The organism is Pseudomonas sp. ACN5 (genome assembly GCF_002303975.1).
In the GTDB taxonomy this organism is placed as follows: domain Bacteria; phylum Pseudomonadota; class Gammaproteobacteria; order Pseudomonadales; family Pseudomonadaceae; genus Aquipseudomonas; species Aquipseudomonas laurylsulfatiphila.
Genome location: NZ_MRCP01000019.1, coordinates 28,892 through 41,931, shown reverse-complemented (window position 1 = coordinate 41,931; position 13,040 = coordinate 28,892). Strand labels below are relative to the sequence as shown.

Below are 13,040 nucleotides of genomic sequence, written 5' to 3'. Positions count from 1 at the left end.
CCTGAGCATGAAAAAACCGTTCAAATTCGCTGCCCTAGTGTTGGTCGCCACCTTTAGCCTGAGCAACCTGGCTCGGGCCGAAGAGATCCGTGTGATGACCTCCGGCGGCTTCACGGCGGCCTACAAGATCCTCGGCCCGAAGTTCGCCGCCGCCACCGGCAACACGCTCGACACCGCGCTCGGTCCCTCCATGGGCAAGGCGCCGGAAGCGATTCCCAATCGCCTGGCCCGGGGTGAGCAAGCGGACGTGGTGATCATGGTCGGCTACGCACTGGACGACCTGATCAAACAAGGCAAGGTCGACCCTGCTTCACGGGTCGAACTGGCGGATTCGCGCATTGGCCTGGTCGTGCGCGAAGGTGCACCGAAACCGGACATCAGCACTGTCGAGGGCCTGAAAAAGACATTGCTCGAGGCGAAATCGGTGGCCTACTCCGACAGTGCCAGCGGCGTGTACATCGAGCAGCAGCTGTTCAAGCGCCTGGGGATCGAAGACCAGCTCAAGCGCAAATCGACCATGGTGGCGAAAATCCCCGTGGGCTCCGTGGTTGCCACCGGCGACTATCAACTGGGCTTTCAGCAGGTCAGCGAATTGTTGCCGGTGCCGGGGGTCAGTTTCGTGGCGAAGATTCCGGAGTCCGTGCAATCGGTGACCCGGTTTGCCGCCGGCATCCCGGTAGGGGCACAGCACCCGGCCGAAGCCAAGGCCTTGCTGGAATACCTGGCCTCGACCCAGGCTCAACCGGATGTGAAGGCGACCGGACTGGACTCTGTCAGTCGTTGACCGACGGCTGCAGGACTTTCATCTCCACCACCAGCCGTTCCAGCTCCAATGCCGCCGGGGTCAGGGTTCGACCCCGGCGCTTGATCAGACCGACGCTGCGCATCACTTGCGGATCGGTCAGCGGCACCCGCGTCAGGATCGGATGATCCGCCGCCGGCATCGCCATCAACGGCACCGCCGCCACGCCCAACCCGGCCTCCACCAGACCGATCATGGTGGTCACATGACGGGTTTCACAAATACTCGACCGCTGCGGCACCACGCCAGTCAGTGCCTGATCCAGCAGAAAGCGGTTGCCCGAGGTTTTATCCAGGGAGATGTAATCCTGCCGATAGAACTCATCCCAAGTGACACTGCTTCGCCCCGCCAGCGGATGATCGCGCCGGCACGCCACGACATACCCTTCCTGCACCAGGGGCTCGAAATCCACTTCGGCCTCCAGCGTGCCCATGAAGCTCAGGCCGAAATCCGCTTCGCCATTGACCACCGCGCTCAAGACGTCGTGGGCGCTGGAGTCCAGCACCTTGACCTTGATCCGCGGAAACTGCCGGTGATAGTGCGCGATCACCCGCGGCATGAAGTAATAAGCCGCCGAGGGTACACAGGCGACCGTGACATGGCCGAGCCGGGTCGAAGCGACTTCGCTGATGCCCAGCAATGCCACGTCCAGATCGTCCAGCAGGCGCTCGACGCTGGGCATGAAACCCCGTCCGGCCTGGGTCAGGCTGACCTTGCGCGTGGTGCGCTCGAACAGGCGCACGCCAAGGGCATCTTCGAGTTTTTCGATCCGCCGGCTCAAGGCGGGCTGGGAAATGCGCACTGCATCGGCGGCCTTGCGAAAGCTGCCCTGCTCGACCACGGCACGGAAGGCTTGCAGGTCATTGAGGTCGAAGTTGATCGCCATGGCGTTACCCGGAAACGAGGCAGATTGATCAGCTTATTCTATGAATGTAACCAATTGATGCAAAGCTTTATGGGCTGAGCCGGTCATGTTCACTGGGTACACATGACGCGCAGCAGAAGCTCGATCGATTGAATCCACAGCCAGAAGCGGACAGTCGAACGTGCGCCCGAACCCAAAGCGCCGGCATCTCCCCGCCTGTTTTTTTGTTGAATAGTCTGTTTGAGGTATTACCGAGGGCTGAGTTTGATCAACCATGAAGCCCGTATTTTCCCCACGTGTCTGCACGGTTGCTTCATCCAACAATCCCAACGAGGCGCTTGATAGCTATGGAAAAAGTCATCTATCTGCTGTGGCGTGATACTCAAGTCAGTCCTGATACCTTCACCCATCGCCTGCGCAGTGAAGTCGCCGGGCAATTGTTGGCACTCGGTGCCTGTGGTGTGCAATTGAACCTGTCCGATGCCGATGTGCAGCCCGCAGCCGGACTGCGCCAGGAAAACAACCGACCACTGCCCGATGCCAGCCTGTCGCTGTGGCTGGACAGTGCCAACGGGCCCGCCCGTCGTCCTTTCGACAGCGTCATCACGGCCGCAACGGCACGCATGGCTGCCTACCTGGTATGCGAGTCGGTAGCCATCGCCAATACTCGCTTCCCTTCAACGCCCGGTGAACGTACTCACGGGTTCGCCCAGTTGGCCCTGCTGACCCGACCTCCGCGTCTGACGCCCGAAGCCTGGCTGGACATCTGGCGCAACCATCACACTGAGGTGGCCGTAGACACGCAGGACAACTTCCAATACGTGCAAAACCTGGTGGTGTTGGCGCTGTCGCACGGTGCGCCAAGGATCGATGCCATAGTCGAAGAATGTTTCCCACCCGCTGCCATGACCGATCCCCGGGCCTTTTTCGATGCAGTGGGCGACGAAGCGAAATTCCAGCGTAACCTGGCGACGATGATGGACAGCTGCAGCCGATTCATCGATTTCGACAAGATCGACGTGCTGCCTACCAGCCAGTACTGTCTGTAGGACCGGGTAATCGCCAAGCGTGCCCCCGGATCACAGCCTTATTCAGACTACTGCAACAGGGGGTGACGACGTAGTCGTGCCAAATTACGAGCTGCCCCAAAGTGAGGGGGTTATCGAAACCCCTTTGCCGACGTCAATGGGATGGCCGCTTCACGCGCTGAGCAAGTCAGTCAACGCACATCGAGGTTCTTGAAAATACCTCCTACAGACCCCGTCGTGGATTTAACCGCGATGGGGCCTGCAACCGCGTAGCAACGAGCGGCCGGCAGCAAAAGCATTATACCGCCAGGATAAAGTCCGCCTGATCGATACCTGCACTGCTGACCCCGACAAGGCGAATAGAGTCCACGCCGATCCCGATCACCGTGTCCGCCCCGTCAGCGGCAATGCTCACGTTGGCAGCGAACGTCTCGCTGTTGATCCCCGTCCCCGCAATATTGAGCAAGTCCTGCTCTCCGCTCGAATTGATGTCGAAGTCCTGGATCGAGTCGTTGCCGAAGCCTGCCGCAGCAAACATGAAGGTATCGTTGCCGAGGCCGCCGTAGAGCGTGTCGTTGCCCTGCCCGCCAAGGAACAGATCGTCACCCGCACCGCCGACCAGTGTGTCGTTGGCCAGACCGCCCAGCATCCTGTGGTTTGCCGCCGCGGCATCGTAGGCCAGCTCACTGCCGCTGCCCTCGGCGTTCGCCTGCAAACCGGCCGCTGCGTATTGGCCATTCAGCGCGATCTGCGCCGCATGTGCGCCGTCACTCACCATCAGCAGGCCGCCGGTGCCTGTGTCATTCGCTGCATAAGTGATCTGCGTATCGGCGCCGAACGCAATATCGCCAAAGTCCAGCTTGTCACCTGCGGCAAAACCGCTGACGCTGCCACTGAACGCCGTCGACACATCAAGCTTGAGCGTGCCTGCCGCGCCGCTGTCAAACGTCACATGCTGATCGGAGGCAGCACCGAATTCCAGCATCGCCGAACCGCTGATAGTCGCGCTTCCCGCGCCTTGGGCATCTCCGTGGATGGTGATATTGCCATCGTTCGCCCACAGGCTACCGCTGTTGACCAGCGCACTTTCAATCACCAATCCGCCGCTGCCACTGGCTTGCAGCACCCCCGTGTTGGTGACGGCGCTACTGCCGGTATCGATCACCAGCGCATTGACGCCGCCGGCAAGGATCAGGCCCGAGTTGACCAGCATCATCTGCCCCGCCCCCAACTGACCGGCGCCCGAGATGGTGTTGTCGGCATTGGTGAGTACCGTGTCGGCGCTGCCGCCGAAAATCACGTTTTGCGCGTTGTCGGATAGCAGCACCTGGCCGCCACCGGTCAAGGTCGCGCCACGGAACAGAATCTCAAGGCTGGTCTCGTTGCCGCTGGAGCCGAGCTCGATGGTGCCGCTGTTATGGATGCTGCCACCGAACGGCATGATCGCGCCGTCGGCAATGGTGAGGGTGCCGGCGTTGTTGGTGAGCGGATCGACATCGAACTGGAAGTTCGCTTCGCTCAAGTTCGCGGCATCGACACCTTTCAGGGTGACCGTCTGACCCGAGCTTATGCTGACCAATGCATTGCCATTGGCGTCGTTAGTGATACTCAAGTCAGCAAAGCCGGTGACGCCCGTGAAGCCGATCATGTCGATCTTGTCTGCCGTGGCATCGAAACTGTAGATCTGATTGTTGCCGATCGGCTGGGCGAAGACGAAGGTGTCGGTACCGGACGAACCGGTCAGGTTGTCGTCAGCGGACAGGGCGAAGATCGGCGTGTCGGGGGCAAAGGCCTCGACGTTATTGAATACATAGGAACTGCCCACACTGCCGTCGGCGTTAGTCCAGGTCATGTTGATGTGGAGTACCGCAGCGCCCGCGAAGCCTTCTGGTGTTGTCACGGTCAATGCTCCGGGATCGCTGGTCTGCACGGTCCAGGTGCCGTCGCCGTTGTTGATTCCGGCGTTTAGAGTCCAATTTGACGGAACGTCGGCAATTGTGACAACAAAGCTATCGCTCAGGCCTGCCGATGGATCAGCAATCGCAAGGTTAATTGCTTCTCCGGACACTCCCGCAGGGTAAGTCAGGCTAATGCTTGTTGCAGCACTAACGTTGCCTGCCGCGTCCATAGCCGTGACAAATAGCGTCTTGGTACCCGTAAACTTGCCAGCCAAATCAATATTGGCGAATTGACCGCCGGTATTGGTCGTTCCGGTCCCAATTTCTGTGTCGCCGGCGCCAAACACGCCATTGCCATTGTCCAGGTAAACCTTAATGAATGAATTGGCTTCGGCGCTCCCTGAAAGCTTATGGTTTGTACCGGAGTTGTTGTAAGTCAGCCCAGTCGGTGAAGCTGGCGGTGTTGTATCAATCGGAGTTTCAACGACGTTCTGCACGTTTACCGTAATCGTCTGCGTATCGATTCCGCCACTGGCGTCGGCCACCTGAACATCCACAACGTAGGCGTTGTCGCCATCGGTACCACCGACATCCTGGGGACTCTCGTAATCGGGCGCCGAATTGAACGTCAGCACCCCACTCGAACTGATCGAGAACTTGCTGAAGTCCGTCCCGGCCGTATTCAGGATCGAGTAGCTCAGCGTCTGCGCTGGTAGATCAGCATCGGTCGCCGCCACTGTCGAGACCGCCGTGGTGTTCTCCGCCACATTGATCGAAGCCGTCGCACCGCCACCGTTGGAGGTGATCGTCGGTGAGTCGTTGCTGCCGGCGATATGCACGGTGACCGAAGTGAGGGTGCCATCGGCACTGCTCACCGCGAAGGTGTCGGTGTAGGTGGTGCCGGCGGCGAACTCGTTGTGGGCGGAGTCGGCGACGTAGGTCCAGGCACCGCCGGTGCCGATGGAGAACTGGCCGTAGCTGCCGGCGGTGTTGGTTTGGGCGACGAAGGTGGTGGCGCTGTCGACGTCGCTGATGGTCAGGGTACCGGCGGTGGAAATGTCGACGGCGGCATTAGCCTCGGTGAGGTGGGCGATGTCGGCGGACAGCACGGCCGCATCATTGGTGCCGAGGATATTCACGGTGACCGAAGTGAGGGTGCCATCGGCACTGCTCACCGCGAAGGTGTCGGTGTAGGTGGTGCCGGCGGCGAACTCGTTGTGGGCGGAGCTGGCGACGTAGGTCCAGGCACCGTCGGTGCCGATGGAGAACTGGCCGTAGCTGCCGGCGGTGTTGGTTTGGGCGACGAAGGTGGCGGCGCTGTCGACGTCGCTGATGGTCAGGGTACCGGTGGTGGAAATGTCGACGGCGGCATTAGTCTCGGTGAGGTGGGCGATGTCGGCGGACAGCACGGCCGCATCATTGGTACCGAGGATATTCACGGTGACCGAAGTGAGGGTGCCGTCGGCACTGCTCACCGCGAAGGTGTCGGTGTAGGTGGTGCCGGCGGCGAATTCGTTGTGGGCGGAGCTGGCGACGTAGGTCCAGGCACCGCCGGTGCCGATGGAGAACAGGCCGTAGCTGCCGGCGGTGTTGGTTTGGGCGACGAAGGTGGTGGCGCTGTCGACGTCGCTGATGGTCAGGGTGCCGGTGGTGGAAATGTCGACGGCGGCATTAGTCTCGGTGAGGTGGGCGATGTCGGCGGACAGCACGGCCGCATCATTGGTGCCGAGGATATTCACGGTGACCGAAGTGAGGGTGCCATCGGCACTGCTCACCGCGAAGGTGTCGGTGTAGGTGGTGCCGGCGGCGAACTCGTTGTGCGCGGAGCTGGCGACGTAGGTCCAGGCACCGTCGGTGTCGATGGAGAACTGGCCGTAGCTGCCGGCGGTGTTGGTTTGGGCGACGAAGGTTGTGGCGCTGTCGACGTCGCTGATGGTCAGGGTGCCGGTGGTGGAAATGTCGACGGCGGCATTGGTCTCGGTGAGGTGGGCGATGTCGGCGGACAGCACGGCCGCATCGTTGGTGCCGAGGATATTCACGGTGACCGAAGTGAGGGTGCCATCGGCACTGCTCACCGCGAAGGTGTCGGTGTAGGTGGTGCCGGCGGCGAACTCGTTGTGCGCGGAGTCGGCGACGTAGGTCCAGGCACCGCCGGTGCCGATGGAGAACAGGCCGTAGCTGCCGGCGGTGTTGGACTGCGCCTGGAAGCTTTGCGGGCTGTCAATATCGCTAATGGTCAGGCTGCCGCCGGTGGTTAGCGGAGCATTGGTTTCGCTCAGCGTAACGCTGGCCGAGGACAGCACGGCGGCGTCGTTGCTGCCGGTGACGGTGATAGTCACCAGTTGGGTGTCGACACCGCCGAGGCCATCGCTGACCTGCACGCTGAACACTTCGTTGTGACTCTCGCCCGCCTTCAGTGACTGCACCGCACTGGCAACGCCATCGGTGCCGTTGGCCAGCGTGTAGGTCCACTGGCCGCTGTTGTCGACGGAGATCGAGCCGTAGGTGCCGGTTGGCGAGCCATTGATGCTCCAGGTCGCCGTCGCGTCGTGATCGATGTCGGCCGAGCTGAACTGGCCGCTGACGCTGAGTTTGATGTCTTCCTGCACCGCACCGGCATCATTGCCCGTCGCGAAACTGAGCACCGGCGCGTCATTGCTGCCGGTCAGGGTGATCGTCACATCCTTGGTCACCGTCGCCCCGAAGTCGTCGGTCAGCGTCACCGTGAACACTTCGGTCTTGGTCTGACCCTCGGCCAGGTACTGCGCCGCGCTGTTGTTCAGCGTATAGCTCCAGCCCACGCTGCCCGCCGCGTCGCCCGTGCTCTCGTCGTTCACAGTGGCCACCAGCGTACCCAGCGCACCGACCGGCGCGCTCACGGTGGCCACATGGGCGTCATCGGCCAGGTCCACGTCGCCGAAGGCGAAGCTGCCGCTGGCCTGCGTGGTGCCGTCTTCGGTCACCGCACCGCTTTCAACTTCTGCCGCCGTCACCGTCGGTCCATCGTTGGTGCCGGTGATGGTGATAGTCACATTCTGCGTTGCCGACGAACCATGACCATCGCTGATGGTGACCAGGTAGGTTTCGGTAACTGTCTGTCCCTGGGCCAGGTACTGCGCCGCCCCATTGCTCAGGTTGTACGTCCATTGCACCGAACCGTTGGCCGCGTTCGCGGCTTCGCTTACCGGTGAGAGCACGAACGTACCAAGATGAGTAGCGTTGCCCGCCGCCGGTGCGAACGTCGCCATGTGCGTGTCACTCAGGTCGACGTCGTTAAAGACAATGGTGCCGCTGGCCGTCAGCGAGTCGGTCGCGCTCGCAGTGGTGTCGGCGTCTTCGGTCACCATGCCGGCCTGCTCGCCGAGGCTGATCGTCACACCATCATTCATGCCCGAGAACTGCACTGTCGCGGTGGCCCAACTGAGCGTGCCGTTGCCCAGACGCATCGCATAGGTAAAGCTGTCCGTCAGGACCTCGCCAGCAGCAAGCGCCTGGAGTTGTGCCTTGAAAGCAGGGGTGAAAGTAGCGGCGTCGTAGCCGACCTTGCCGTCCAGGGTGATCCAGATCTTTGCACCATTCGCACTGGTGTCAGAACTCGTCCCCTCAGCCCTCGCCGTATCCTGGGTCAGGAGGTCGGCCGGAGCAGAAACCTTGGTGGTAGTAGAAGAACTTTCCGCGTTGTCGAGTGACCAGAGTGTCTTCGCGTTACCGCCGAGGTCATTGGACATGACGTCCCAATACATGACCCCCAGCAGATTTTCAGTGGTGGTAAAGACGTCATCCTTCGCCTGTGGCGTGTTGGAAAACGAGGTAACGGTTCCGCCGCTGGTAGTGGTGGTGCTAGCCATGTCTTTCTCCCAAGAATGTCACTCAGAGCAAAAAACCGCTGTGGGCCGCCAACAGCCGCAAGCCGATTCTTGCTCACTCCACAAACACTTCACTCCACCGCTACCAGCCGGCTGGCCAGTAGCTTCACGCCCACCCCGGCCCTGCCGCCCAGCGGCTCAATGCGCACGATTTGTCCTCGCGCCTTGAACTTCATGGGGCCGCCGGGAGTGTCGAGCTCGATCTCGAAGTCAATCAAGCTACCCACCTGCTGCTCGCTATCGGTTTCGAAATACAAACCGGAGGCGCTGATGTCACGGGTGACACCGTTGCCCCCGCCGATCAGTTGCAGCGACAGGGTGACTTGTTCACGGGGCTCAATGCGGTGTGTGTCTTTCATGTCGGCAGTCTAAAAACCACCGCTGTTTATTACATGAGCGCGCTATCCCTTTTTTTCTGGGAGTCAATCACCCATCAAAACAGTGTTTTACGGGACAAATGTCATGGGAGGGGGGGGACTGCAGCGCTATTGAAAACACTAAGGACTGCAACGATTGCTATCATGATCAGCTAACACAACCCGCCTAAAGGGGCAGCGACACGCATGCCAATTCAAGTTCTGTTAGTAGCTCTACCGCTCGTGGCCTGGGGCCTTGAGCGTCTGGTGGAAAGCGCTCGACCAAGATTGGCGCTGGCGGGTTCGGTGTCGTCGGTGGCGCAATACCTGCTTTCGCCGCACCAATACGCGCCGGATGTGGTGGTGCTGGACCTGGACAGCGAGGGCTGTATCGAGTCGCTGGCCGACTTGCACAACCAGACCAAAGCCAGGATTCTGGTCGTGACAGGGTCGAGCGACGTGGCGCTGCATGACAGTGCGGTGCTGGCGGGCGCACGTGGCGTGGTGGATAAGCGGGAGTCGGCCTCCGCATCAACATTGCTCAAAGCCATAGAAAAAGTGCATGACGGCGAACTCTGGATTGACCGCAATGCCACCAGCCGTATCTTTCTTGAACTGGCGCGCAAGAAAGCCGAGCGCGAAATAGACCCGGAGCAACAAAAAATCGCCAAGCTAACGCGCCGCGAGCAGCAAACCATTGCATCGCTGGCCCGCGACCCCTCAGCGCCAGGCAAGTTGGTGGCCGAGAAACTGCACATCAGCGAGCACACGCTGCGCAACCATTTGACATCGATCTACAGCAAGCTAGGCCTGACAAACCGCGTAGATCTGTACGCTTATGCACACAAGCATGGGCTGTCCACTGGCGACTGAGGACTGCGGCAACACGCCGGGCGTGTTGCCGCAGCCTGACCTTGCCCCGAAACTCCAGCACAGGTCATTCGCCGATTCTTTCCGGATTTATGAGAACCCGATCACCCCCCAGCTCCTGCGAGGCCGGCAAGATTCGCCATCAATCTCCATGACAGACCACTCCCGCAGTGGATCTTCACAGAACCCAACCTTTATCCTTGACACCCCCCGCTGCCCCGAGTCCTGGAATTTCGCCCATGCCCCATGAAAGCAACCTGCTACAAGCCGCTGTCGTGTTCCTGATGGCGGCCGTGCTCATCGTTCCGTTAGCCAAGCGTCTGCAACTGGGGGCGGTCCTGGGCTATCTGTTCGCCGGGGTGATCATCGGCCCGTCGGTGCTGGGGTTGATCGACAACCCGCAAAGCGTCGCGAACATTTCCGAACTTGGCGTGGTGTTGCTGCTGTTCATCATCGGCCTGGAGCTGTCGCCGCGACGCTTGTGGGTGATGCGCAAATCAGTGTTCGGCGTGGGTCTGGCGCAAGTGTTGCTGACCGGCACGGTGATTGGCGTGGTGGCTTTGTGGTTGTTTGGCCAGCCGTTGAACACCGCGATCGTCCTGGGCCTGGGCCTGGCGCTGTCATCCACGGCGTTCGGCCTGCAAAGCCTGGCTGAACGCAAGGAATTGACCAGCCCCCACGGGCGATTGGCGTTCGCAATCCTGTTGTTCCAGGACATCGCCGCGATCCCCTTGATTGCCATGGTGCCGTTGCTGGCCGGTGGCGATCACAGCACCAGCGTCAGCGAAAACCTGAACCATGGCCTGCAAGTGCTGGCCAGCATCGCCGTGGTGGTGATCGGCGGGCGTTACCTGCTGCGGCCGGTGTTCCGCGTGGTGACCAAGACCGCGTTGCCGGAGGTCTCCACCGCCACTGCGTTGCTGGTGGTGATCGGCACGGCCTGGTTGATGGAACTGGTGGGTATTTCCATGGCCCTTGGCGCCTTCCTCGCCGGCCTGCTGTTGGCGGACTCCGAGTATCGCCATGAACTGGAAGCCCAGATCGAACCGTTCAAGGGCCTGCTGCTGGGGTTGTTTTTCATCAGCGTCGGCATGGGCGCGAACCTGAGCCTGTTGCTGAGCATGCCGGTCGCGGTGCTGGGCCTGACCCTGCTGCTGATCGCGATCAAACTGCCGCTGCTGTTTATTGTCGGCCGCCTGGCCGGAGGTTTGAAGAACGTCAGTGCCATCCGCCTGGGAATCGTGTTGGCGGCCGGTGGTGAATTTGCCTTTGTGGTGTTCAAGATCGGTCGCGACCATGGGCTGTTCGCCGCCGGGCTGTATGACTTGCTGGTGTTGACCATCACCCTGTCCATGGCCGTGACGCCGCTATTGCTGTTGATTTGCGCACGCCTGGTCAGCCCGAAAGTGCAACCGGTGGAAGTACCGGAGAAGTTCCGTGAAATCGACACCGACGCACCACGGGTGGTGATCGCCGGGATGGGCCGCATGGGCCAGATCGTTGCGCGGATTCTGCGCGCGCAGAACATCAAGTTCGTGGCCCTGGACACCTCGGTGGAAACCATCGAACTGTCCCGCAGCTTCGGTGGCGTGCCGGTGTTCTACGGCGACCCGATGCGCCCGGAAATCCTCAGCGCGGCCAAGGTCGGCGAAGCCGAGTTTTTTGTGATCGCCACCGACGACCCGGACACCAACATCAAGACCGCCGAGCTGGTGCGCAAGCTCTATCCGCATATGAACATCATCGCCCGCGCCCGTAACCGTCAGCATGTGCACCGGCTGATGGACGTCGGTGCTCACGCCGTGCGCGAGACCTTTTTTTCGAGCCTGGAAATGAGCCGGCAGACCCTGATCGGACTGGGATTGACCCAGGCCCAGGCCGATGCGCGGATCAAGCGCTTCAAGCAGCACGACGAAGTGGTGCTCGAAGCCCAGCACGCGGTGTATGACGACGCAGTGAAAGTGATGCAGACGGCGCAGGAAGCCCGGGCGGAACTGGCCAGGTTGTTCGAGTCGGATCACCTGCAGGAGCAAGCGGGCAAGAAATGAGGCGGACTTGAGGGCCCCTTCGCGAGCAAGCCCGCTCCCACCAGGGGTCTCTGCCAGGCTCAATATTTGTGAGCACCTCAGATCCAGTGTGGGAGCGGGCTTGCTCGCGAAGAACGCTAACGCGGTGTGACGGAATAACCACAACTTCAAAGGAACCACCATGGCTGACCAACCTGCCCCCGCCCTCAAGGAAATCTTCAACACCGAGCGCCTAAAGCACATCGCCACAGAGATGACGGCGGTGTACCCCGATTTTGACGGCAAGAAATTCCTCAAGCTGGCGCAATCCGGCCTGGCAGACCTCAGCGTCATGCAGCGCATGGCCCGGGTCAGCGAATGCCTGCACGCGGTGTTGCCGCTGGACTATGAAGCATCGCTGCAGGTGCTGCGCGCCCTCGCCCCGCGCCTGAACAGCGGTTTCGTCAGCATGTGCCTGCCGCACTACGTCGCCCGCTACGGCGCCCATGCGTTCGAGCAGTCGATGGACGCGCTGAAGTACTTCACCGCTTTCGGCTCTTCGGAATTCGCGATCCGCCACTTTCTGCGCAGCGACCTCGAACGTTCGCTCGAGCTGATGCACGACTGGTCACTGGATGACAACGAGCACGTACGACGCCTGGCCAGTGAAGGCTGCCGGCCACGCCTGCCCTGGTCGTTCCGCCTGGAACCCGTCCAGGCCGACCCGACACTCGCCGCGAAAATCCTCGACAACCTCAAGGCCGACACCAGCCTGTACGTGCGCAAATCCGTGGCCAATCACCTCAACGACATCACCAAGGATCATCCCGACTGGGTGCTGGACAGGATCGAAGGCTGGTCGCTGGACAACCGGCACACCGCCTGGATCGCCAGGCACGCCCTGCGCAGCCTGATCAAACAGGGCAACCAGCGGGCACTGGCGATCATCGGCGCGGGCGGCAAGCCTGAAGTCGAGATCGTCGATGTGAAAGTCGAACCGCCGGTGATTGGCCTGGGAGAAAAGATCACCCTGTCGTTTGCCATCAGATCCACCGTTGAAAGCAGCCAGCGCCTGGTGATCGACTACGCCATCGATTACGTCAAGGCCAACGGCAGCACCTCGGCGAAGGTCTTCAAGCTCAAGGCGCTGACACTGCCCGGCAACGCCAGCGAGGCCGTCAGCCGTGGGCAGCAGATCAAGGAGCTGACAACACGCCGGCATTATGCGGGGCGCCATGCGGTGCATGTCGTGGTCAATGGCGAGAGGCTGGCCAGCACGGCATTTGAGATTGTTGTTTAAACCTCAAGATGGATAATGGATGTTCCGCCGCCTTCGCGGGCAAGCCCGC

The 13,040-nt window shown here is 61.1% G+C and carries 8 protein-coding genes; 5 read left to right on the top strand and 3 right to left on the bottom strand.

The genetic code is table 11. From position 1 onward, the window contains the following. Nucleotides 1–7 precede the first annotated feature (7 nt). A complete protein-coding gene (locus BSF40_RS27190) occupies nt 8–784 on the top strand; it encodes a substrate-binding domain-containing protein (protein ID WP_095967617.1) in 777 nt (258 codons plus the stop codon). On the opposite strand, the gene BSF40_RS27185 is transcribed toward BSF40_RS27190, so the two are convergent. Further along, nucleotides 774–1,688 (bottom strand): LysR family transcriptional regulator, encoded by a 915-nt coding sequence (locus tag BSF40_RS27185; RefSeq protein WP_095967616.1) that lies wholly within the window; start codon nt 1,686–1,688, stop codon nt 774–776. The genes BSF40_RS27190 and BSF40_RS27185 overlap by 11 nt on opposite strands. 326 nt (nt 1,689–2,014) lie before the next feature. On the opposite strand from BSF40_RS27185, the gene BSF40_RS27180 reads away from it, so the two are divergent. Beyond that, nucleotides 2,015–2,716 (top strand): EthD domain-containing protein, encoded by a 702-nt coding sequence (locus BSF40_RS27180; protein WP_095967615.1) that lies wholly within the window; start codon nt 2,015–2,017, stop codon nt 2,714–2,716. Between the two features lie 277 nt (nt 2,717–2,993). Here BSF40_RS27180 and BSF40_RS27175 read toward each other — a convergent pair whose 3' ends face one another. Continuing rightward, nucleotides 2,994–8,441: an S-layer family protein gene (locus tag BSF40_RS27175; protein WP_095967614.1), complete on the bottom strand. Its 5,448-nt coding sequence runs from the start codon at nt 8,439–8,441 to the stop codon at nt 2,994–2,996. A gap of 89 nt (nt 8,442–8,530) precedes the next feature. Further along, the gene (locus BSF40_RS27170; RefSeq protein WP_095967613.1) at nt 8,531–8,818 is read right to left on the bottom strand and encodes a PilZ domain-containing protein; all 288 of its coding nucleotides are present in this window, start codon (nt 8,816–8,818) and stop codon (nt 8,531–8,533) included. Nucleotides 8,819–9,022: 204 nt separating this feature from the next. On the opposite strand from BSF40_RS27170, the gene BSF40_RS27165 reads away from it, so the two are divergent. From BSF40_RS27165 to BSF40_RS27155, 3 genes are all read left to right on the top strand, one after another. Next, complete coding sequence (locus BSF40_RS27165) at nt 9,023–9,688, top strand: response regulator transcription factor (RefSeq protein WP_095967612.1); 666 nt, start codon at nt 9,023–9,025, stop codon at nt 9,686–9,688. 236 nt (nt 9,689–9,924) lie between these two features. Next, the gene (locus tag BSF40_RS27160) at nt 9,925–11,733 is read left to right on the top strand and encodes a monovalent cation:proton antiporter-2 (CPA2) family protein (protein WP_095967611.1); all 1,809 of its coding nucleotides are present in this window, start codon (nt 9,925–9,927) and stop codon (nt 11,731–11,733) included. A 160-nt stretch (nt 11,734–11,893) separates the two neighbouring features. Continuing rightward, complete coding sequence (locus BSF40_RS27155) at nt 11,894–12,991, top strand: DNA alkylation repair protein (RefSeq protein WP_095967610.1); 1,098 nt, start codon at nt 11,894–11,896, stop codon at nt 12,989–12,991. The last annotated feature ends 49 nt before the right edge of the window (nt 12,992–13,040 follow it).